Source organism: Pseudomonas sp. IPO3774 (genome assembly GCF_013386835.1).
GTDB lineage: Bacteria > Pseudomonadota > Gammaproteobacteria > Pseudomonadales > Pseudomonadaceae > Aquipseudomonas.
In genome coordinates this window covers 133423-155970 of the sequence record NZ_JACAQY010000040.1, presented here as the reverse complement: position 1 = coordinate 155970, position 22548 = coordinate 133423, and the positions used below count along the sequence as shown (strand labels likewise).

The 22548-nt window shown below is 61.4% G+C and carries 20 protein-coding genes; 8 read left to right on the top strand and 12 right to left on the bottom strand.

Going from position 1 to position 22548, the window contains the following annotated elements; all coding sequences use genetic code 11:
• Positions 1–40: 40 nt before the first annotated feature.
• From HYE77_RS22500 to arnC, 10 genes are all read right to left on the bottom strand, one after another.
• A complete protein-coding gene (locus HYE77_RS22500; protein WP_102604350.1) occupies positions 41–757 on the bottom strand; it encodes an HPP family protein in 717 nt (238 codons plus the stop codon).
• A 176-nt stretch (positions 758–933) separates the two neighbouring features.
• Complete coding sequence (locus HYE77_RS22495; RefSeq protein WP_256344058.1) at positions 934–1113, bottom strand: type VI secretion system contractile sheath small subunit; 180 nt, start codon at positions 1111–1113, stop codon at positions 934–936.
• A gap of 521 nt (positions 1114–1634) precedes the next feature.
• Positions 1635–3257, bottom strand: coding sequence for a phospholipid carrier-dependent glycosyltransferase (locus HYE77_RS22490; RefSeq protein ID WP_177069379.1), 1623 nt, complete (start codon positions 3255–3257; stop codon positions 1635–1637).
• Between the two features lie 3 nt (positions 3258–3260).
• Complete coding sequence (locus HYE77_RS22485) at positions 3261–4640, bottom strand: UDP-glucose/GDP-mannose dehydrogenase family protein (protein WP_008433443.1); 1380 nt, start codon at positions 4638–4640, stop codon at positions 3261–3263.
• Positions 4637–5050: a 4-amino-4-deoxy-L-arabinose-phosphoundecaprenol flippase subunit ArnF gene (gene arnF, locus HYE77_RS22480; RefSeq protein ID WP_177021107.1), complete on the bottom strand. Its 414-nt coding sequence runs from the start codon at positions 5048–5050 to the stop codon at positions 4637–4639. Before arnF ends, HYE77_RS22485 begins: the two co-directional genes overlap by 4 nt.
• Positions 5047–5394, bottom strand: a complete 348-nt coding sequence (gene arnE / locus HYE77_RS22475) for a 4-amino-4-deoxy-L-arabinose-phosphoundecaprenol flippase subunit ArnE (RefSeq protein ID WP_003217625.1) — start codon at positions 5392–5394, stop codon at positions 5047–5049. The genes arnF and arnE overlap by 4 nt, the downstream gene beginning before the upstream one ends.
• Entirely contained in the window at positions 5391–7046 is a 1656-nt protein-coding gene (arnT, locus tag HYE77_RS22470) for a lipid IV(A) 4-amino-4-deoxy-L-arabinosyltransferase (protein ID WP_177069378.1), read from the bottom strand. The genes arnE and arnT overlap by 4 nt, the downstream gene beginning before the upstream one ends.
• The gene (gene arnD, locus HYE77_RS22465) at positions 7043–7927 is read right to left on the bottom strand and encodes a 4-deoxy-4-formamido-L-arabinose-phosphoundecaprenol deformylase (protein ID WP_177069377.1); all 885 of its coding nucleotides are present in this window, start codon (positions 7925–7927) and stop codon (positions 7043–7045) included. Before arnD ends, arnT begins: the two co-directional genes overlap by 4 nt.
• Positions 7927–9918 carry a bifunctional UDP-4-amino-4-deoxy-L-arabinose formyltransferase/UDP-glucuronic acid oxidase ArnA gene (arnA, locus tag HYE77_RS22460; protein ID WP_177022829.1) on the bottom strand — a complete coding sequence of 664 codons (1992 nt, stop codon included), beginning with the start codon at positions 9916–9918 and terminating at the stop codon, positions 7927–7929. The genes arnD and arnA overlap by 1 nt, the downstream gene beginning before the upstream one ends.
• Positions 9915–10949 (bottom strand): undecaprenyl-phosphate 4-deoxy-4-formamido-L-arabinose transferase, encoded by a 1035-nt coding sequence (gene arnC, locus HYE77_RS22455; RefSeq protein ID WP_003217633.1) that lies wholly within the window; start codon positions 10947–10949, stop codon positions 9915–9917. The genes arnA and arnC overlap by 4 nt, the downstream gene beginning before the upstream one ends.
• 469 nt (positions 10950–11418) lie before the next feature.
• On the opposite strand from arnC, the gene HYE77_RS22450 reads away from it, so the two are divergent.
• The 3 genes from HYE77_RS22450 (at position 11419) to HYE77_RS22440 (ending at position 13564) form a co-directional block, all read left to right on the top strand.
• Positions 11419–12207, top strand: a complete 789-nt coding sequence (locus HYE77_RS22450; protein ID WP_023658829.1) for a M949_RS01915 family surface polysaccharide biosynthesis protein — start codon at positions 11419–11421, stop codon at positions 12205–12207.
• 103 nt (positions 12208–12310) lie between these two features.
• Positions 12311–13225, top strand: coding sequence for a tyrosine recombinase XerC (xerC, locus tag HYE77_RS22445; protein ID WP_008433427.1), 915 nt, complete (start codon positions 12311–12313; stop codon positions 13223–13225).
• Positions 13226–13339: 114 nt separating this feature from the next.
• A complete protein-coding gene (locus tag HYE77_RS22440) occupies positions 13340–13564 on the top strand; it encodes a DUF2188 domain-containing protein (protein ID WP_003217639.1) in 225 nt (74 codons plus the stop codon).
• A 119-nt stretch (positions 13565–13683) separates the two neighbouring features.
• Here the strand turns inward: HYE77_RS22440 and HYE77_RS22435 are convergent, their stop codons facing one another.
• Entirely contained in the window at positions 13684–14541 is an 858-nt protein-coding gene (locus HYE77_RS22435; RefSeq protein ID WP_177069376.1) for an SDR family oxidoreductase, read from the bottom strand.
• A 99-nt stretch (positions 14542–14640) separates the two neighbouring features.
• Positions 14641–14913, bottom strand: coding sequence for a DUF2790 domain-containing protein (locus tag HYE77_RS22430; RefSeq protein WP_102369062.1), 273 nt, complete (start codon positions 14911–14913; stop codon positions 14641–14643).
• Between the two features lie 229 nt (positions 14914–15142).
• Here HYE77_RS22430 and HYE77_RS22425 point away from each other — a divergent pair, with 229 nt between their 5' ends.
• The 5 genes from HYE77_RS22425 to HYE77_RS22405 all read left to right on the top strand — a co-directional run bounded on the left by HYE77_RS22425 (position 15143) and on the right by HYE77_RS22405 (position 22537).
• A complete protein-coding gene (locus HYE77_RS22425) occupies positions 15143–18064 on the top strand; it encodes a TonB-dependent receptor (protein ID WP_177069375.1) in 2922 nt (973 codons plus the stop codon).
• A 169-nt stretch (positions 18065–18233) separates the two neighbouring features.
• Positions 18234–18995 (top strand): GntR family transcriptional regulator, encoded by a 762-nt coding sequence (locus tag HYE77_RS22420; protein ID WP_008433419.1) that lies wholly within the window; start codon positions 18234–18236, stop codon positions 18993–18995.
• Positions 18992–20722, top strand: coding sequence for a fumarate reductase/succinate dehydrogenase flavoprotein subunit (locus tag HYE77_RS22415; protein ID WP_003217648.1), 1731 nt, complete (start codon positions 18992–18994; stop codon positions 20720–20722). Before HYE77_RS22420 ends, HYE77_RS22415 begins: the two co-directional genes overlap by 4 nt.
• A gap of 40 nt (positions 20723–20762) precedes the next feature.
• Positions 20763–21008, top strand: coding sequence for a ferredoxin family protein (locus HYE77_RS22410; protein WP_003217650.1), 246 nt, complete (start codon positions 20763–20765; stop codon positions 21006–21008).
• 122 nt (positions 21009–21130) lie between these two features.
• Positions 21131–22537 carry an ABC transporter substrate-binding protein gene (locus tag HYE77_RS22405; protein WP_087692993.1) on the top strand — a complete coding sequence of 469 codons (1407 nt, stop codon included), beginning with the start codon at positions 21131–21133 and terminating at the stop codon, positions 22535–22537.
• The last annotated feature ends 11 nt before the right edge of the window (positions 22538–22548 follow it).

The following is a 22548-nucleotide window of genomic DNA, read 5'->3' as shown; positions in this document are numbered from 1 at the left end:
TACAAGTCGGAATCATGCAGGTCGTTTTTGCATTTTTGCCTTATGGAGGAGGCTGGCCCTGGTGCTGGAAAACCGCGCCGATGGTGCGCCGCCGGGCATACCGCTCGCTGGCCTGGATCAGCTCTTCCAGTTCCTGCGGGGTAACGTCCAGGAACTGCTCGCGCTCGGCGAGGGCCTGCTTGAGGTCCTCGGCGCTGATCCCGGGGTTTTCGGTGGCCATTGGCATAAAGATCGGCGCAGCCGGTTCGCGGGTGCCCTTGGGGTAACGCGTGCGCGTGGCGTTGTTGTAGGCCAGCGCGCAGGCCAACAAGGCTGTGGCTCCCAGCATGACTGCGGCAAGTTCGTGCCAGCCCATGGCAATCGAGGCTGGGTCAGCCAGCACCAGGCTCATGGCCAGGCCGCCCGCCGGTGGATGCAGGCAGCGCAGCCAGCAGATCAGGATCACGGTCATCCCGGCAGCCAGGCATGCGCTGCCCAGCGTTCGGCCCAATACCCGGGCCACCAGCAGCGCAACAATCCCGGCACACAGGTAGCTGCCGATGATCGACCAGGGCTGGGCCAGCGCGCCGGAGGATACGGCAAACAGCAGCACCGCCGAGGCTCCCAGCGGGCCTATCAGGTGCAGGGCCACCTCGGTGCCGAACACCTGGGCGCACACCCAGACGCTGAACAGTGTGCCCAGGGCCATGCCGATGGCGGCACGACTCCATTCGGCAGGGCGGGTATTGATGGCAGCGGGTAACCAGCGAGCGAGCATTGACAGACGATCCGTGAAAAGCGGGCGAAAAAAAAGGCTTGCCTGGTTTCCCGGAAAAGCCCTTTAAAGAAGTTCCTGCATTTGGGGGAGGAACCTGCGCAGTGTGCCAATCGATGAAGACTGCTGCCAATGCATATTAATGCAGGTCAAGTGCAGTATTTTTGCAGTAAAACGTGTCAGCCAAACGGTATCAGGCGGGTTGGCGGTGGCATGGGGTTGCTGATCTTGCCCAGCACACGGTCATCGGTTTCCTCGTTGATCAGCAGGTTTTGTACATTTTCCCGCAGCGATGGATTGTTGGCCAATGGCCCCTTGAGCACCACCAGTGCATCACGCAGTTCCATCAGCCGATCCAGTTTTGGCAGCGGGATGTAACCCGCATTGACTCTGTCGCGGGACAAAGGCGCGACAGCGTCAGAGGTTGAGGGGGCGGGCAATCGACGGTCGGACACAAAACATTCCTCTAAATGAAATAAACGGCAGCGCTGAATGCTGTTTAAAAGGTCTTTATTGTTATTTCGACTGTTCGTTTAAGCGGGGCATGTCTTGATTGATGGCTTGCTGCTACGTTCGTCGAGTTTCTTTCGAAAGTAACAGGAATGCCTTACACCGCACCTTTGGAACTTCTGAAAATAGTTAAAAGGTATTAAATAATTAACTCGCTTGGCAGGCGAGTCTACAGTCGAGGGCTAGGGGCGGGAAGAGGGCGTCTTATCGGTAGCAGCGTATAGATGCGTAGGATGTTTCTCGATAGTTGCTACGCTAAAAGTTTCGAAGTTGAAGGGGCAAAGAAGTTTCTTACATACACTTGGATTTATAACTACTGAATGTACTGGCGCGGGATAAGCGGTTGGTTCCGCTTATCCCGCGCCCTGTATCAAGGTTGTGCGGGTTTGATCAAATGCAGCAGTACGTAGGGGTTCTTGTCGAACTGGCCGGTCAGTACCGGCTGCAGTGAACGAAAACGCGGGTCGCTCAACGCTTCATAGTCCGACTGGCTCATGATCAGCCATGCAGGAGCCTGGATCGGCGCCAGGTCGGCAGGCAACTGGGTAAACAACGGCACCCGGTCGCAATCGAGGTTGACCATGAACTTGATGGCTTTTGCGTCCTTGCCGAGTGCGTGTAATACCAGCGGCGCCGGTTGTTGCTGGGTCAGCGCATGGGCCTGGAGGGTAAAGGTGCGCGTGTCATACAACCGGCGCTCCAGCGGCTCGACCATCACGATATACGCCAGCCACACCGCCAATACCGCGGCGAAGGCCGGGCCCACGTAGCGAAGCCGCCGGTTGAACAGCAAGCCCAGTGCCAGCACCTGGATCGCGATCAGGATCCCGAACACCGGATTGAGGCTGCCAATCTGCTCGGGGAAGCGGTGACGCGCCACGAACAAGCCTGCGATCAGCAGCCCCGGAATGACCGTCCACAACCCCAGCATCAGCCAGCGCAGCCCGGCGAACAGTCTGCCTCGCGACACCTGGAATGGATACGCGGCGATGATTGCTGCCAGGGGCAGCATCGGCAGCACATAGCGCGCTTTTTTCGCCTGGGGCACCGACAAGCCGATCATCACGATCAAGCCGGCGGCGAGGCAGTACAGCACCAGTTTCAGCGCCGGGCCCTTGTCCTCGCGGCCACTGGCGACTATCGCAATCAGCGCGAGTATTGCCAACGGATACGCCGGCGCATAGTTGCCCAGCGAACTGCTGAAGTAATACAGCGCGCTGCCGGAGCCTTCGGTGCCGTCCATGCGACCCAGGAACTGCATGCGGATCACGTCCTGCATGAACGTTTCACCGCCACTGAGCTTGGCCAGCAGCAGCAGCAGGCCCACGCACGCCGCCAGTAACGCCAACGCCAGCAGGCCGAAACTGAACAGCTGGCGCCATTGCCGATTGATCAGGTAATAGCTGCACAGCATGCCGGTGGGGATCACCAGGCCGATCGGCCCACGGATCGCGAACCCCACGATCAGCAGCGCAAACAGCCAGTGCAGGCGCTTGCCGGCGCCGAAGTGGTCGTGGGCGTAACCCAGGTAGAAGACTGTCAGGGCCACTGCCGCCAGCATCTGGTCGAGGGACACCGCGCGGGTTTCGCTGATGAAGGTACTGCTGAGCAGCATCACCGCGATGCTCAGCAGTGCCCAGCGCCGGGAGTAGGGCGCGGTCAGCCGGTAGAGCAGCACCACGATCAGTGCCGAAGCGATGGCCGTGGGCAGCCAGGCCGTCAGGCTGGTGACCTGCCCCAGGGGCACCGACAGCAGCCAGGTCAGCAGCGTCGAGGTGGCCAGGTAATCGGCATAAGGTTGCCCGTACGTGGTCGGGAAGAACCCCGGCCCGTGGCGCAGCATCTCCTGGGCGAACAGCACGAAGCGCGAGTCAAAGCCGATGATTGCCTGGTTCCAGTTGCCCGCGACAAACAGGATCAGGGCCAGCAGCCCCAGGATCCATGAGTGTCGGCGGATCGTCGGGCTGAGCAGGGGCCGATGAGCTTTGTCCACGTCTCAGGCTTCCTCGGCCTGAGGCGCCCAGTTTTGCTGGGGGATCGGCAAGTTGCAGGAATCGCCGCGGCCCATCGGGAAGTACTGGATGCCTTTGCGTGCCAGGCGTTCGCCGTCGTACAGGTTGCGGCCGTCGAAGATCACCGGGGTTTTCAGGCGTTGCTGGATCAGGTCGAAGTCCGGTGCCTTGAACTGTTGCCATTCTGTGCAGATGATCAAGGCGTCAGAGCCACTCAGGGTGGATTCCGGGGTGCCCATCAGCATCAGGCGCGGGTCATCACCGTAGATGCGCTGGGTTTCCTGCATGGCTTCCGGGTCAAACGCACGTACATTGGCGCCGGCGGCCCACAAGGCTTCCATCAGCACCCGGCTTGGCGCATCGCGCATGTCGTCGGTGTTGGGCTTGAACGCCAGGCCCCACAAGGCGAAGGTCTTGCCGCGCAGGTCGCCCTTGAAGAATGCATTGGCACGTTCGAACAGCTTGCTCTTCTGGCGCTGGTTGATGGCTTCCACGGCTTCCAGCAGGTCGCTGGAGCAGTTGGCGGCCTTGGCGCTGTGGATCAGGGCGCGCATGTCCTTGGGGAAACAAGAGCCGCCATAACCGCAACCTGGGTAGATGAAGTGGTAGCCGATACGCGAGTCGGCACCAATGCCCAGGCGCACGGCTTCGATGTCGGCGCCCAGGTGTTCGGCCAGTTCGGCGATCTGGTTGATAAAGCTGATCTTGGTGGCCAGCATGCAGTTGGCGGCGTACTTGGTCAGTTCGGCGCTGCGCAGGTCCATGAAGATGATGCGGTCGTGGTTGCGGTTGAACGGTGCATACAACTCACGCATCACCTCGCGCACTTCCTCACGTTCGCAGCCGATGACGATCCGGTCCGGGCGGCGGCAGTCGGCAACGGCCGAGCCTTCCTTGAGGAATTCCGGGTTGGAGACGATATCGAACTCCAGGTGGCGGCCGGCAATGCGCAGGGCTTTTTCCATGTGCGCACGCAAAGTGTCGCCAGTGCCTACAGGTACGGTGGATTTTTCCACGAGGATCACCGGGTCGATACGGTGGCGAGCCACTGCATCGCCCACGGACAGCACGTATTTCAGGTCGGCCGAGCCGTCTTCGTCCGAAGGGGTACCCACGGCGATGAACAGCACTTCGCCGTGTTCGACCGCGAGTTTTTCGTCATAGGTAAACGTCAGGCGTCCGCCTTCGAGGTTTTCCTTGACCATGGCCGCCAGGCCCGGCTCGAAAATGCTCACGTGGCCCTGTTGCAGCAACTTGACCTTTTTCTCGTCAACGTCCATGCAGATGACATCGTGGCCGACTTCGGCCAACACGGTGGCCTGCACCAGACCGACGTAACCGCTACCAAATACACTGATTTTCATGGGGCATTCCTGGGACTTGTGGTGCTAGCACGACGAGAGTTGATAGTCAGGACTCCGAGAATGACCAAGGCCACTCCCGCAGTTTTTGAAAGCGAAAAATGTTCGTTGAACACCGGCAGGCTGGCGGCCAGCAGGTAGACCAATGCGTAGCTGATGCTGAGCAGCGAGTAGGCACGGCCCAGAGGCAGGTCTTTCAGTGCGCCAAGCCAGCAGAGCATCGACAGGGCATAGGCGATGATCGCCAGGATCACCACGCCCAGTGCGCCGAGGTCGATGGCACCCGTGTTGAGTGCTGTCAGCCATTCGGTGGGCAATGGCAGGCGCGTCATGCTCCAGCGCATGCCCAACTGGGCACCGCTGACCAGTGCCACGCTGCCCAGGGCCAGGGCAAAACCGCGAGCGCGACTCATACCTGGCGCCCCAGCAGCACCACACCGGCAATCACCAGCAGCACGCCGAACCAGTGGCGACCATCGATGTGTTCATGGAACACAAAGCGCGCCACCAGGGTGACCAATACAAAGTTGAGGCTCAGCATCGGGTAGGCGATGCCGACTTCCAAACGTTGCAGCACCAGCAGCCACACCAGCAAACCCAGGCCCAGGCACACCAGCGCCGACCACAGCCACGGCGAGCGCAGCTTCAGGGCCCAACCGTCGGGCTGGTCACGCCAGCCTTCCACGGCAAACTTCTGGGACACCTGGCCCATGCAGGTCAGCAGGCAGGCACCTAACAACAGCAACAGAGTGGTCATGGCGCGCTCTGCGGGAAGATCAGAATCACGATATTGCCCTGCTCGTAACGCTTGCCGTCTTTGGGCAGCAGGTCCACTTCCTGGCGTTCGTCGTCACCCTTGACCCGCATCACCACGCCCACCGAGCCTTGCTTGCGCGCCTCGCTCATCCATTGCTGGACGCTGGCGGCATCGATCTTGCGGTAAGCGGTGTCCGGGAAGGCGATGCCGTATTTCACTTCGCCAACGGTGTTGTAGAGCATCACTTCAGGACGCTGCAGGCGCCATGACAAGGCCGATGCGGCGCCGAGGTCGTTGCTCAGCAACGCAGTGGTCGGCTGCAGCTCCTGGAGGTGGTCGATGATGAACTGGTCGGGGGTCTTGTTATAAACCACCGAGTGCGGCAACGCGGCCGGCACCAGCGCCACCAGCAACCAGCTGCCCATCACCGGTGCGGCCCACATGTGCAACGGGCGGGCGGCTTGCAGCAGGTTGGCGATGATCCAGCCGAACAGGAAGACGAACACCAGCACCAGGCTGAGTGTTTCCTGGCCGTGCTCGTACACCGGTTTTTTCAGCTGGAACCAGGTCAGGACCAGCAACGCCAATACGCCAATGACCAGATTCACCCAGCCGTTGATGCGCAGTACGCGGCCACGGGCCTGGGCCAGTTTGTCGGCGAGGGTATGCCCCATCAGCAGCGCCAGTGGCAGCAGGCAGGGCATGATGTACGACGGCAGCTTGCCCTTGGCCAGGCTGAAGAACGCCAGCGGCATCAGCAGCCACAGCAGCAGGAAGGCGACCTTGCTGTTGCGTTTTTCCAGCCATGCCTGCTTCACGGTGGACGGCAGCAACGCCATCCACGGCAGGGTGAACGCAACCATCAGCGGCAGGTAATACCAGAAGGGCTCGGAGTGCTGGGCGTCGTCGCCGGCAAAGCGCTGGATGTGCTCGTGCCAGAAGAAGAAATTCCAGTAGTCCGGTTCCTGGGCATGCACCATCAGCGCCCAGGGCAGGCTCACGACAATCGCCACCACCACGGCCACCAGGCCATAGGTGAGCAGTTCACGAATGCGTTTTTGCCAGAGCACGTAGGGCAGGGCGATCAGCACCGGCAGCAACCAGGCAAGGAAACCCTTGGTCATGAACCCCATGCCGCAGGCGAACCCGAGCAAGGCCCACGACCACAGCCGGCCGCGGGTGGTGGTGCTGTCGAAGCAGAACCACAGCGCCGCCCCGGTCAGGTTGACCCAGAAGGTGAACTGCGGGTCGAGGTTGGCATAGCCCGCCAGGAACGCGACGCTGACAAAACTCATGTACAGCACGGCGCTGACCAGGCTCTTGCGCGGGTCGTTCCACAAACGCCGGGCCACGAAATACACCAGCAGGATGCTCAAGCCGGTGCTCAAGGCCGAGGCAAAACGCACGCCGAACAGGTTCTGCCCGAAAATCGCCTGGCCCAGCGCGATCATCCAGTAACCGGCCGCCGGTTTCTCGAAGTAGCGAATCCCCATGAAGTGTGGCGAGGCCCATTTGCCGGTCAGCAGCATTTCCTGGCTGATCTGCGCATAGCGGGTTTCGTCGGGAATCCACAGCCCGTGGGTGGCCAACGGGATCAGGTAGAACACCCCGAAGGCCAGCAGGAGCAGGGGCAGGGCCCAGCGCCGGATCATGCCTTCTGCACTCCGAGCCAGCCTTCACGGCCGCTCAACGCACCACGCACCAGCTGTTGCTGGGGCAGGGTGGTGAGGTCGGCGGGCAACAGGTCGCCCAACGGTTTGAACGCGATGCCGCGCTGCCCTGCCTGGGCGAGCAACTGGCGAAAATCATTGGCCATCAGAATCCCTTCTACTTCTGCGTGGATCGTATAGACGTTGAGCTTCGACGGCTTGAAGCGGTCGAGGATGTAGCTATTGAAATCCTTGGCGGCCACCACCGGGCCCACGACTTCGTCGAAGGTCGACATGTCCACCGGAATTTGTGGCGTGCCGGCACTGCCATCCGCCAGGGTCGGCCGGAACAGGCTGGTACCGCGGCAATCGCTGTTGTAACGGAAATTGAACTGTTGCTTGGCTTGCACCACGCGCTCATCGGCACGCCAGCCGGCGGCGGCTGAGCAGTCGATGGGTTCACCGAGGATGTCGCTCAAGGTGTCGACGCCACGGCGAATCTGCTCGATCAGCTGTGCATCGCTCCAGCGCCCGGTGTTGGCTTGCCAGCCGTGATGATCCCAGGCGTGCAGCCCGACTTCATGCCCGGCGGCCTTGGCCTGGCGCATCAGGTGCCCCAGGTCGCGGCCAATGGGTTTGCCCGGCCAGGCGGTGCCGGCCAGCAAAATGTCCCAGCCGTACAAACCGGCAGCGTTGGAGCGCAGCATCTTCCACAGGAACTGCGGGCGGATCAGGCGCCACAAGTGGCGCCCCATGTTGTCCGGCCCGACGCTGAAGAAGAAGGTCGCCTTGACCCCGGCTTCATCAAGCGACTCCAACAACCTTGGCACCCCTTCACGGGTGCCTCGGTAAGTGTCGACGTCGATGCGTAGACCCGCTTGCATCAACGCTTGTCCGCGATTTCGAGCATGGCTTCACGCAGGAAGAAATCCAGGGTGTTGCCGATGGTTTCGCTCATCTCCACGGTAGGCTCCCAGTTCAGCAGGCGCTTGGCGTTGTCGATGCTTGGCTTGCGGTGCGCCACGTCCTGGTAACCGGTGCCGTAGAACGCCTTGCTTTCCACGTCGCGGAAACCGGCGAACGGAGGGAAGTTGCTGCGCAGCGGGTGAGCTTCGAACTGACGCAGCAGTTCTTCGCCCAGCTGACGGATGCTGGCTTCGTTTTCCGGGTTGCCGATGTTGATGATCTGGCCGTTGCAGTTGTCGTTGTCGTTATCAATGATGCGCGCCAGGGCTTCGATGCCGTCGGCGATGTCAGTGAAGCAACGCTTCTGCTCGCCACCGTCGAACAGACGTATCGGCGTGCCTTCCACCAGGTTCAGGATCAGCTGGGTGATGGCGCGGGAGCTGCCGATACGGGCCGAGTCCAGGCGGTCGAGGCGCGGGCCCATCCAGTTGAATGGACGGAACAGGGTGAACTTCAGGCCCTTGTCGCCGTAGGCCCAGATCACGCGGTCCAGCAGTTGCTTGGAGACCGAGTAGATCCAGCGCTGCTTGTTGACCGGGCCCACCACCAGGTTGGAGGTGTCTTCGTCGAAGTACTGGTCCTGGCACATGCCATACACTTCGGAGGTCGACGGGAAGATCACGCGCTTGTTGTACTTCACGCAGTAGCGAACCAGTTTCAGGTTCTCTTCGAAGTCCAGTTCAAATACGCGCAGCGGGTTGCGGGTGTATTCGATCGGGGTGGCGATGGCCACCAGCGGCAGGACCACGTCGCACTTCTTGATGTGGTACTCGATCCACTCGGAGTGGATGCTGATGTCGCCTTCCACATAGTGGAAATTCGGGTGGCTGCGCAGGCGCTCGATGGCGTCGGAGCCGATGTCCAGGCCGTAGATTTCGTAACGGTCGTCACGCAGCAGGCGCTCGGACAGGTGGTTACCGATGAAACCGTTCACACCCAGGATCAGCACGCGGGTACGACGGGGCTTGCGGCCGGACTCGGCGCCGCGCAGTACGGAACCGTCCACCAGGCCCAGTTCATCCGCCAGGGACGGGCCGGCCAGGTACAGGCCGTTCTCGTTGCGCTGGCCGAACTTGACCACCAGGGAGTCTTCACCGCAGGCGATGCGCAGCGGGTTGACGCTGATCACGCGGCCTGGCGCCAGGCCTTCGTTGCCCTTGACGACTTCGGCGTTCCAGACGATCAGCTTGTGCTCGCCCACGGCGCAGAAGGCACCCGGGTATGGTTGGGTAACGGCGCGAACCAGGTTGAACAGCTCTTCAGCCGGTTTTTTCCAGTCCAGCTTGCCGTCCGCTGCGGTGCGACGACCGAAGTAGGTGGCCTTGCTTTCGTCCTGGGCAGTTTCGGTCAGCTTGCCTTGCGCCAGTTGCGGCAGGGCGTCGCGCAGCAGGTTGGTGGCGGCGTCACGCAGTTTGGCGTGCAGGGTCAGGCCGGTGTCGGTGCGCTCGATCACGACTTTCTGCTGGGCCAGGATCGCGCCGGCATCGGCACGCTTGACCATGCGGTGCAGGGTCACGCCGGTTTCGGTTTCGCCGTTCACCAGCACCCAGTTGGCCGGTGCGCGGCCACGGTACTTAGGCAGCAGGGAGCCGTGCAGGTTGAACGCGCCTTTCTTGGCGGTGGCCAGCAGGGCTTCGCTCAGCAGGTTGCGGTAGTAGAACGAGAAGATGTAGTCCGGGTTCAGCTTGGCGATGCGCTCGATCCACAGCGGGTGGTTGGCGTCTTCCGGGGCGTGTACCGGGATGCCATTGCGGGCGCACAGCTGGGCGACGGAACCGTAGAAATTGTTTTCCTTGGGATCATCGGCATGGGTGAACACGGCAGCAATTTCGTAACCCGCATTGAGCAGGGCTTCAATGCCAGCACAGCCAATATCGTGGTAAGCGAAGACAACAGCTTTTGAATTCATGACGAAACCTGATCGGAAGGAGAAGTAGAGGTGTGGGAGGACGTCAGGCCGTCGACCGTAAAGGTCTCGGCCGGTGCTGCCGGTTGGTTGCGCAGCACTTTTTCGATAAAGAACCGTGGGCGGGCCCGCACATCGCTGTACATGCGGCCCAGGTATTCACCCAGGAGGCCCATGCCGATGAACTGGCCACCGGTGAACACGAACAATACGGCGAACAGCACGAACATGCCGTCGCCGGCCCAACCGGAGCCGAAAGCGATACGCAGCACGATCAGTGCAAAGGCGAAGAGCATGCCCAGGGCCGCCAGGCTGAAACCGACGATGCTCAACAGGCGCAATGGCGTGGTGGTCATGCAGGTCAGCAGGTCGAACATCAGGCTGATCAGGCGCATCGGGCTGTATTTGGACTCGCCGTGTTCACGCTCGGCGTGATGCACCAGGATTTCCGTGGTGTGGCGCGCAAAGCTGTTGGCCAGGATCGGGATAAAGGTGCTGCGCTCGCGGCAGGCCAGCATGGCGTCGACGATGGTGCGGCGATAAGCACGCAGCATGCAGCCGTAGTCGCTCATGGCCACGCCGGTGGAGCGTTGCACGGCGAGGTTGATCAGGCGCGACGGCCAGCGGCGGAAGGCCGAGTCCTGGCGGTTGTTGCGCACGGTGGCAACCACGTCATAGCCCAGGGCGGCCTGTTCGACCAAACGCGGGATTTCTTCCGGCGGGTTTTGCAGGTCGGCGTCCAGGGTGATCACCACGTCGCCCCGGCAATGCTCGAAGCCGGCCATGATTGCGGCGTGCTGGCCGTAGTTGCGGTTGAGGATCACCGCCACCACGTTGCTGCCTTCGAGCGCGGCGGCGTCTTCCAGCAATTGCGCGGAATTGTCGCGGCTGCCGTCGTCCACCAGGATGATTTCGTATTCGTAAGCCAGTTGTTTGCAGGCGGCCATGGTGCGGCGCAGCAGTTCAGGCAGGCTTTCTTGTTCGTTGTAGACCGGGATAACGATCGACACGCAATGAATTGGATAGGGTTTCAAAGATTCATTACCTCGGGGGTTAGAGCAACTTGGAGCGTAAAGACAGCAGTTATCGTCAGCCTCGGATGCCGGGCATCCGATCAAAGATAGCGTTGATTTGTGGCATTCATTCGACAGTCCTGACAGGTCACAGTGGGTCTTCCATGGCTTACGTGAGTAAAGACCAAAATGCTCAAAGGTAAAGCGGAATCAACGAGTTAACCTGCAAAGTACGGTTCGTTCTCAAGTCGTGCCGCCAAGATTAAGCGCAAAAATGTTCAACGAATATGAAACGCAGATGAAAAAGTCGTTTTTTTGGCAGGTAGACAGCTAGGGTTCAGGTAAACAGCAGAAGCACGGACAACGCCGTGCCGATGAGGGGAGAAGGGGCGGTAGCCTTTTTCTTCACGCGGGCAGGTTCCTGAAGAATCTTCTCTGCAATGCCACGCAAGTGCCGGTAAAGTAAGCCATCTCTTGCCAGGGCAGTCGGATGAATAGCGTGCAGCGTTTACGGCCAATGTTGATGGTGTTGTTGATGACGGTGGCCTGGGCCACGAGCGTGCGGGCCGATGACGGCGTGGCACTGACGTCCATCGACCAGGTGCCCGATGGCGTAGAAGTGCGGGGTAAACAGGTCGGCGCCTTCGTCTGGAGCGACAAACAGGGCAAGAACCTGTTGGTACTCGCAGAGCAAGTCAGCGAACGCGACGACGACGGTGCGCAGTCTGCCTTTGTCTACGCCGCCCAGTACCTGCTCGACGGTGACCGGCCCAAGCGCCTGTGGATGCTCTACGACGACGTGCAGCATTGCGAGTTCGATGCCGGCGCGCACTTCAACAGCGACGCCACCCGGGTCACCGACCTGCTGGGCGATGGCATCAGCCAGGTCACCGTGGGGTATAGCCGCACCTGCACCAGTGACGTCAGTCCCAATGATTTCAAGCTGATCATGCACATCGGCAAGTCGCAGAAGTACCGCCTGCGCGGCATCGACCGCTATGGCGCCAGCTGGTGGGATGAAGACGCCGGCGCCCTGCAAGGCATGCCGTTGCCCAAGGATTGCAGCATCGCCGCCCAACAGGCGCTGGTCAGCCAGTACAAGGAGCAGGGTACCGAGCTGCCGCTTCCTGGCTGTTACGGCGACGAAGAAGATTTTGCCAAGGCGCCCAAACCGTACCTGGAGTTCATGCGCCAGCACTGGTTTGCCTTGATGCAGAAGCAGGACACCGACTGGAGCCAGCAGCAGACGCCAGCCCCGGCGGAAGACGATCAGGAATAGCCCCGGGGATTGACCTGCGCTAGACTCGGCGCTCGCCAATTCACTAAATATGTCGATTAAACAGATGGTTAGTCGACATATTTAATCCAAAGGCTGATCTACCTTGACTGAGTCTACCCGCAACCCGCTGACCCTCTATCTCACCCGCCTGGCGCCCTCCAGCCAGCTGACCATGCGCTACGTGCTGCAGGACGCCGCCGACCGCCTGGGCTTTGAAGACATCAACCTCGAAGACATCGACTGGCACCTGCTGCAGCCCGAACACGTCATGGCCCTGGTGGCGGTGCTGCGGGAAGACGGGTATGCGCCGAACACCTCATCGCTGTACGTCAACGCCGTGCGCGGGGTGATGAACGAAGCCTGGCGCATGAGCCTGATCAGCCAGGACCACCTGCTGAAGATGCGCTCGGTCAAGGCCATGGCCGGCACCCGCCTGAGCCAGGGGCGCAACCTGCGGCGTACGCTGATTCGTGAGTTGATGGAAGTCTGCGCCGCCGATCCGCGCCCGCAGGGCCTGCGGGATGCGGCGGTGATCGGGATCCTGTATGGCTCGGGCATGCGCAAGTCGGAATCGGTGAACATCGAGCTGGGCCAGGTCAACTTTGACGAGCGCAGCCTGCAGGTTACCGGCAAGGGCAACAAGCAATTGATCAAGTACGCACCGGCCTGGGCCTTTGCCAAGCTGGAGGCATGGCTGGAGTTTCGCCGCAGCCAGCTGAAACCGGGGGAACAGGACGACGGTTTCCTGTTCAACCGGATTCGCCGGGGCAGCCATATCACCCGCGAGCGCATCACCAAACACGCGATTTACTACATCGCCCGCCAGCGTGGGGAACAGGTCGGCGTGAAAATCATGCCCCATGATTTCCGCCGTTCGTTTATCACGCGGGTCATTGAAGAGTACGACCTGTCGATCGCCCAGAAGCTGGCGCACCACACCAATATCCAGACCACCGCCACCTACGATGTGCGCGACGACAATGAGCGGCGCAGGGCCGTGGATCGGTTTGACCTGTAGGGCCGCCCGTAACCTGGCCCGCCAACTGCCTTGAACTCTGCCCGGCAGCCGCGCTCGCAATAGTAGGGCGCGGGTTTGCCGCGTGCCGTGTTTATTCAGTCGAAGGAGCAGACCATGGATACCTACAACATCAACAAGACCGGCACCGGTTGGGCGTTGACCAAGCAGGGCTCGGCACGGCCGTCGAAAACGGCAGAGACCAAGGAGGCAATCGTTGAGTTGGCGAAGGAGTTTCTCAGCGACAAGACGGCGTCGCTGAGGATTCACAGCATGGATGGGCGGATTCAGGAGGAAAGAACCTATCCGCGCAAGGCTGACCCGACACGATCTCCGGGCTGACCGAGTCCCAAATGTGGGAGCGGGCTTGCTCGCGAAGGCGGTGGTTCAGTCACAGATGCATTGCCTGACACTCCGCCTTCGCGAGCAAGCCCGCTCCCACACTGGATTTGCATTCGACCCTAGAGAATCGGCTTGCCGCCCGTCACCGCATACCGCGAGCCCGAGATGTAACTCGCCTCATCCGACGCCAGCAACACATAGATCGGTGCCACTTCCACCGGCTGGCCGGGGCGCCCCAGCGGTGTTTCGCTGCCAAAGCTGTTCACGTCTTCGTCCGGCATCGTCGAGACAATCAACGGCGTCCAGATCGGCCCCGGCGCCACGCTGTTCACGCGGATGCCCTTGCTGCCCAGCAGTTGTGCCAGGCCACCGGTAAAGTTGGCAATCGCGCCCTTGGTGGCGGCGTATGCCAGCAACGTTGGCTTGGGCATATCGGAATTCACCGAGCTGGTATTGATGATCGACCCGCCGGCCTTCATATGCGGCAGCGCCGCCTTGCAGATGCGAAACATCGCGGTGATGTTGATATCGAAGGTCTTGACCCATTCCTCGTCGGGTATCTCTTCGAGGGTCTCGTGGGTCATCTGGAATGCGGCGTTATTGACCAGCACGTCGATCCGCCCGAACTGCTCGACCGTCTGGTCGACAATCGCCTGGCAGTTGGCTTTTTGCGCGAGGTCGCCGGGCAGCAACAGGCATTGGCGGCCGGCTTCTTCCACCCAGCGTGCGGTTTCCTTCGCGTCCTCGTGTTCGTCCAGGTAGGCGATGGCCACATCGGCACCTTCGCGGGCAAAGGCAATCGCCACGGCGCGGCCGATACCGCTGTCGGCGCCGGTGATCAGGGCGATCTTGTTGGCCAAGCGGCCGGAGCCGGTGTAGCTCTTCTCGCCGCAGTCGGGATAGGGGTCCATCTTCTTCTGCGAACCGGGAACGGATTGGGCCTGGCTGGCGAAAGGTGGGCGTGGGTAGTGAGTCATCTCAATCTCCATAGATCACAACGGGTTCTATGGATTAGTGATTTTCAGCTGCCGGATAGTTGTAATCGATGCCGGCCGAGCCCGACGAATGGTTTGCGCTCAACCGTGCTGGCAGGCATCGCCCAGGCGCATGTAGTCCAGTTCATGACGCACCCCGTGGCTGTCGATGTAGACCATGTGACCCTTGACCGGCCCGCACTCGGTGGAGGATTCGGTACTGACGCGCACCACCTTGGCGATGTCCAGGTCCTGGGAATAGTCGTACGCCTCGCTGGCGGGGGTGTTGGCACTCACAGTGGGTACCGGGGTTTCGCCCTGGGCGAAGGCAAGTGTGCTGAACAGGCCCAGCACGGCGATAAGCAGATAACGCATGAGAACCTCCGACACCACGAAGGTGGTGGCTTGACTGTGGGGTTCATTCTACAAAGCACCTGGCGCGGGGATGAACGCTTGCGGGCCAATAGAAGACATCAGCCAAATCGATGCAGCAAGCCTCTTATAACCGGTTATAAACTCATAGCATCTTCGCCTAAACGCAGCCCTATAAATATCCGTCTGCCGTTGCTCATCCCTGTAGACACATACAACAGGGAGCTCCTCGATGTTTTTATTCAAACAACAACTACCAAGGCTGACGCTGGCGGCGGCGCTGGCGATGGGAGTGTGCACGACATCGGTGATGGCCCAGGAAGTGGCCGGCCAGGTGTTCACCTTCGATATCGCTGGCGGCCCGCTTGATACGGTGCTGCTGGATATCTCCCGGCAGACCGGGGTGATGATTTCGTTCAATCAACAGTGGGTGCAGGGCAAGCGCAGTGCCGCCATCCGCGGCGATTTGGGCAGCCTGCAAGCGGTGGACAAGGCATTGCAGGGCAGTGGCCTGCAAGTAAGCGACAGCGAACAGGGGCTGACGGTGCATCCAGCACCCGTGACGTCCACCAGCGTCGCACCGGCCGAGGGCAAAAGTACTGATTACCGCCTGGAAAAAGTCACGGTGACCGGCTCGGCGATTCGCCGGGTGGACGCGGAAACGGCAGTGCCGGTAACCATCCTGCGGGTCGAGCAATTGCGCGAGCAGGGTGTGAGCACCACCGAGGAGTTGATCAACCGCATTTCGGCCAACCAGTCTGCCGTTGGCTCCGGGCGTTCGGTGGGTTCCAGCAGCGGCGGTGCGGCGTATGCCGACTTGCGCGGGATTGGCGCGAACAAAACCCTGGTGCTGCTCAATGGCCGGCGCCTGAGCAACAACGCCGTCAACACCACCAACGGTTCCGGGGTGGACTTGAACACCATACCGTTCGCCGCCATCGACCGCGTAGAAGTCCTGCGCGATGGCGCCTCGGCGCTGTATGGCACCGACGCGATTGGCGGGGTGATCAACTTCATTACCAAGACCAGCCTCACCGGTGGGCAACTTTCCACCAACTACGATTCGCCCACACGCTCCGGCGGCGGCGACAGCCATAACTTCAGTGGCAGCTACGGTTTCGGCGACCTTGAAGAGGACCGCTTCAACGTGTTCGGCGTGGTCAGCTACGACAAGCAGACGCGCCTGGCGGCCAAGGACCGTGACTTCACCTACAACTACCAGCCAGGTCGCGGCCTGGATTTCACCTCCGGCACCGCCGCGCCGGCCAACTGGAGCCAGGGCAGCAACGCGACCAACCCGCTGGCCGGCTCCGGTTGCAATTCCCCCGGGCTGCTGTCACGCAATGGCATCTGCCGCCAAAGCCTGTGGAGTTACCTGGACCTGGTGCCGGAAACCGAAAAAACCTCGGCCTTTGCCAAAGCCACCGGCAAGCTGGCCGATGACCATACCGTCAGCCTCGAATACTTCTGGGCGCGCAACGAAAACCGCACGCAGATTGGCCCAGGCACCCTGATGGGGGCCCAGGTCAATCCGGGTACGCCTTTCTATCCGGGCAACGGCATCACCCCGGGGCCCACGGGTTTCGCCCTGGACCCGACACAGCCGGTAGACGTGAACTGGCGTGAAACCGATGCCGGCGCGCGCAAGCACGAAGATGACAACACCAGCCAGCGGCTGCTGCTGAGTTTCGAAGGTAATGTGGCGAACTGGGACTACAACGTCGGCGCGTCCTACAACCAGAACAACGTGGTGCAAACCATTCTTGATGGCTATGTAAACGACCAGACCATCAGCCAGGGGATTGCCAACGGTGTGATCAACCCGTTCGGGCCGCAGAGTGAAGCGGGCAGGGCGTTGCTCGCCTCCAGCCGCGTGGATGGCGATTACGCCACCGCCGTGGGCCGAGTGAAGAGTATCGACGGGCGCGTAAGCCGTGAAATCGGCGACTGGTTCGGTGCGGGGCCGACGGGCCTGGCGCTGGGTGGTGAATATCGCAAGGAGGATTTCCACCAGGATTTCGCCCAGTTTGCCGAGACCGTGCAGAGCCTGGGCGTAGACCCCAATGGCGCAGTGCGCGGCAATCGCAGCGTGTCGGCCGAGTACGCCGAGGTCAACGTGCCGGTGCTCGAAAGCCTGGAACTTTCTGCCGCCGTGCGTCATGACAAATACAGCGACTTTGGCAGCACCACCAACCCGAAATACTCGTTCCGCTTCCAGCCGTTCAAGGAACTGGTGGTGCGCGGTGCCTACAGTGAAGGCTTCCGTGCGCCGTCGCTGTACGAGTTGTACAACCCGACCTACACCAGCTACACCGTGGCCAACTACAACGACCCGCGCCTGTGCCCGGGCGGCACCCCGGCCAATGGCGGGATCGGCAACCGCGACTGCGCCCAGCAGTTCCGCCGGCAAAGCGGGGGCAACGGCAGCTTGAGCCCGGAAACCGCACGTAACGTGACCTTTGGTTTCGTGTTCCAACCGATCGAGCGCCTCAGTGCCGGCCTGGATTTCTGGTGGATCACCATCGCCAACCAGATTGCCGAATTTCCTGAATCGTCGGTATTCGACGACCCGGATGCCTACGGCGACCGCCTGATTCGCAAGGCGGATGGCTCCATCGATCACATCGTTACCGGCCTTGCCAACCTGGGTAAGACCAAGACCAACGGCGTGGATGTGAGTTTCGACTACCGCTTCCCGAGCACCGCCATCGGTGACTTCGGCATCGGCCTGCAAGGCACCTACGTCAACGAATACAAATACCAGCAGGAGCTCAAGGGCGACTACATCGACAAACTCGGTGATTTCCGTGGCGGCGAGTTCTCCACCGCGGGCGCCGTTGCGCGTTGGCGCCACAGCCTGACCGGTACCTGGGCGCGGGGACCGCTGGGCGTCAGCCTGACCAACCGCTACACCAGTGGCTATCACGACTCGGACCCCGACACTCACGACTCTGTAGGCTCTTACAACGTCTGGGACCTGGCGGGTACCTACAACTGGAGCAAGTCCCTGGCCGTCACGCTGGGCGCGAAAAACCTGTTTGACCGCGCGCCGCCGTTCAGCAACCAGACCTATGCGTTCCAGAGCGGGTACGACCCGAAATACGCCGACCCGTTTGGCCGCATCCTCTATACCCGAGTCAGCTATAACTTCTGATTGTTCATCCGCTTCAGACACTGCGCTATAAAACCGACGGATCCGCTGCGCCTGCCTCGCAGGTGCAGCGGGTTTCGCCTGTCCATAACCTTATTCCAAAACGGTATTTCCAGGCTTTTCATAAGACTCCTTATGATCACGTCATAACTCGTTATGACAAGTGGTCCTGATGAACGAATCAACCGTCGCCTTATCCCCTCTGTCCAGCGTTCCGCTGCATGCCCAACTGCGGGACCTGCTGCGCAGCCGCATCCTTGATGGTGAGTACGCGCCGAACACCCAGATGCCTTCCGAGAGCGAACTGGGCACGCGCTTCAAAGTCAGCCGCATCACCGTACGCCAGGCCCTGGGTGATCTGCAAAAGGAAGGCCTGATCTACAAGATCCACGGCAAAGGCACCTTTGTTTCCAAACCCAAGGCTTATCAGAACGTCAGCACCCTGCAGGGGTTGGGCGAGTCCATGACCGAGCGCGGCTATGAAGTGATCAACCGCCTGCGCAGCTACCGCTTCGTGCCCGCCGACAAGCTGGTGGCCGAGCGCCTGGGCGTGGAGGAGGGCAGCACTGTCGCGCAGATCAAGCGGGTACGGCTGATCAACCGCGAGCCGGTGTCGCTGGAAATCACCTACCTCAGCCAGGCCCTGGGCGAACGCCTGGAAAACGCCGACCTGGTGACCCGCGACATCTTCCTGATCCTGGAGAACGACTGCGGCTTGCAACTGGGTCACGCCGACGTGGCGATTGACGCGGTACTCGCCGACAGCGAGCTGACCCAGGCGCTGAACGTCGAGGCCGGCTCGCCGATCATGCGCATCGAACGCCTGACCCACACCGCAGACGGTCAGCCCGTGGACTTCGAACACCTGTATTACCGTGGCGACGCGTTTCAGTATCGCCTGCGCATCGACCGTCAGCGAGGTAGTCGCCCGTGAGCCGCCAAACCCTGGAACTGGAATACGACATCGTGGTGATCGGCGGCGGTACAGCCGGCCCCATGGCGGCGATCAAGGCCAAGGAGGCCAACCGCGATCTGCGCGTATTGCTGATCGACAAGGCCAACGTCAAGCGCAGCGGCGCCATCAGCATGGGCATGGACGGCCTCAACAACGCGATCATTCCCGGCCACTCCACGCCGGAGCAGTACACCAAGGAAATCACGATTGCCAACGACGGCATCGTCAATCAGGCGGCGGTGTACGCCTACGCGACCCACAGTTTTGAAACCATCGAGCAGTTGGACCGCTGGGGCGTGAAGTTCGAGAAGGACGAAACCGGCGATTACGCGGTGAAAAAAGTCCATCACATGGGCGCCTACGTGTTGCCGATGCCTGAAGGGCACGACATCAAGAAGGTGCTGTATCGCCAGCTCAAGCGCGCCCGGGTCAGCATCACCAACCGCCTGGTGTGCACCCGCTTGCTGACCGACAGCGAAGGCGCGGTGAATGGCGTGATGGGTTTTGACTGCCGCACTGCGGACTTCCAGGTGATCAAGGCCAAGGCGGTGATCCTCTGCTGCGGCGCGGCCGGCCGCCTGGGCTTGCCGTCCTCGGGTTACCTGATGGGCACCTATGAAAACCCGACCAATGCCGGCGACGGCTACGCCATGGCCTACCACGCCGGAGCCGAACTGGCGAACCTGGAGTGCTTCCAGATCAACCCGCTGATCAAGGATTACAACGGCCCGGCGTGCGCCTATGTCACCGGCCCCTTGGGCGGCTACACCGCCAACAACAAGGGTGAACGCTTCATCGAGTGCGACTACTGGAGCGGGCAGATGATGTGGGAGTTCCACCAGGAACTGGAAAGCGGCAACGGCCCGGTGTTCCTCAAGCTCGATCACCTGGCGGAGGAAACCATCCAGAACATCGAGCAGATCCTGCACAGCAACGAGCGCCCTAGCCGTGGCCAGTTCCACGCCAACCGAGGCACCGACTACCGCAGCCAGATGGTCGAGATGCATATCTCCGAGATCGGCTTTTGCAGCGGGCATTCGGCGTCGGGCGTGTGGGTCAACGAGCGCGCGGAAACCTCGGTCAAGGGCCTGTATTCAGCGGGCGACATGGCGGCGGTGCCACATAACTACATGCTCGGCGCGTTCACCTATGGCTGGTTTGCCGGCACCAACGCGGCAAGCTTTGTGGCCGGGCGCGAATTCAGCGCGGTGGATGCCCGGCAAGTGGCCGCCGAGCAGGCTCGGGTCTATGCGCCACTGGACCGCGAAACCGGTCTGCCGCCGGCCCAGGTCGAGTACAAGCTGCGGCGCTTCGTCAACGATTACCTGCAGCCGCCCAAGGTCACCCGCAAGATGGAAATCGGCTTGCAACGCTTCGCCGATATCGAGCGCGACCTGGACCAGATGAAGGCGCACAACCCCCATGAATTGATGCGCGCCATGGAAACCAGCGTGATCCGCGACTGCGCCGAAATGGCTGCCCGCGCCTCGCTGTACCGCGCCGAAAGCCGCTGGGGCCTGTACCACTACCGGGTCGATCACCCGCAACGCAACGACGCCGACTGGTTCTGCCATTGCCACCTGAAAAAGGGCGAGGACGGGCAGATGGTCAGCTTCAAGAAACCCGTCGAGCCCTATGTGATCCCGCTGGATGCCGAAGAGATGCAGGCTTACGACCGCCTGCGCGTAGGGGCTGACGCCGCCTGAATGTGCCCCCCCAAGCTCGCTCACCACAGGACACCGTGAAATGGCCTATCAGCCCCAGGAAATATTCTTCCGCTCCAACGCCCCGGTAACGGTGGACGAGGACAAGTGCATCGCCGAAAAAGGCTGCACGGTCTGCGTCGACGTGTGCCCGATGGACCTGTTGGCGATCAACCCGGCAACGCAGAAGGCGTATATGGCGTTCGATGAATGCTGGTACTGCATGCCCTGTGAAAAAGATTGCCCCACCGGCGCCGTCAAGGTCGAGATTCCGTACCTGTTGCGCTGAGACCTGCCGCAAACGCCATCCGCCAACCCCGGACGCAGCCCTAGCCACACCCCCTCGTTTCCCACCGCGCCAGACCGTGGCGGAGACGATTCCTTCAACCATGATTCGAGGGGAACTACCCAATGTTATTGCGCGCAACCCTGGCCGGCCTGGTGCTGGCTTGCTTGAGCCTGTCGGCCCAGGCACAAACGATCCGGGTGGCCATCGGCACCCAGGACACCACCATCAACTGTGCCGCGGGCGGCTTGCTGATCCGCGAGCTGGGGCTGCTGGACAAATACCTGCCGCACGACGGCAAGTACAAGGACGCGACCTACGACGTGCAGTGGAAAAACTTCACCAGTGGCGCGCCGCTGACCAATGAAATGGTCGCCGGCAAACTGGACTTTGGCGCAATGGCCGACTTCCCCGGTGCCTTCAACGGCGTAGCGTTCGAGGCGGCGGGCAAGCACAGCCTGTTCATCAGCGTGTTGTCGGGCAACATCAAGGGCAGCGGCAACGGCATTGTGGTGCCGGTCGCTTCCAGCGCCCAGTCCCTGGCGGACCTCAAAGGCAAGACGATTTCCGTGCCGTTCGCCTCCACGGCCCATGGCATGTTGCTGCGCGCTGTTGCGGCCCAGGGCTGGGACCCGCTCAAGGACGTCAACATCATTGCCCAGGCGCCCGAAGTGGCAGGCTCGGCGTTGCAGGCCAACAAGATCGACGCCCATGCCGATTTTGTGCCGTTCGGCGAACTGTTCCCCAACCGTGGTTTCGCCCGCAAGATCTACGACGGCTCGCAATCCAACACCCCGACGTTCCACGGCGCGCTGGTGGACGAAAGTTATGCCAAACAGTACCCGGAAGTGGTCGTCGCCTACCTGCGCGCGAGTATCGAGGCCAATCAGTTGCTGGCCGCAGAGCCGGAGAAGTACAGCGAGCTGATCGAAAAAGTCACCGGCGTCGAAGCCGAGGTCAACTACCTGTTCCATGGCCCGCTGGGCGTGCAGACCCGTGACTTGAGCTGGAAACCCGAATACCGCCAGGCCGTGGGCACCGCGATCGACACCCTCAAGCTGCTGAAAAAGGCCGACCGTGGCCTGGACCTCAATACCTTTATCGATGACCAGTACATCCGTGCCGCGTTCAAGGCCTCGGGCCTGGACTATGCGGCGCAATTGGGCAACTACGCCCAGGCCCCGTTGAAGGCCAACGACGCCCTGAGCGGCGCGCCGATCACCGACTGGAAGCACGTCGCGCAAATCTGGGTCAAGGGTGAGCCCAAGGTGCGTGATTACGCGTCGGCCGAGGCGGCGTTCACCGCGCTGGACAGCCTGAACAAACAGGGCAAGGCGGTGCGCGCCGTGTATGCCCAGGCCGAAGACAGCGGCATCAAGCTGCTGGCGAGCCAGGCCTGGTTTGCCACCAACCAGCACGGCCAACTCAGTGCATTCCTGCTCAAGGGCCAGGCGCAGCAATTTGCCCAGGCCCAGGGCGGCAAGGTGTTCAACTTCACCGACGCCGGCGCGCAGGCCGTTGCCGGTCGCTGAGGGAGCGTGTT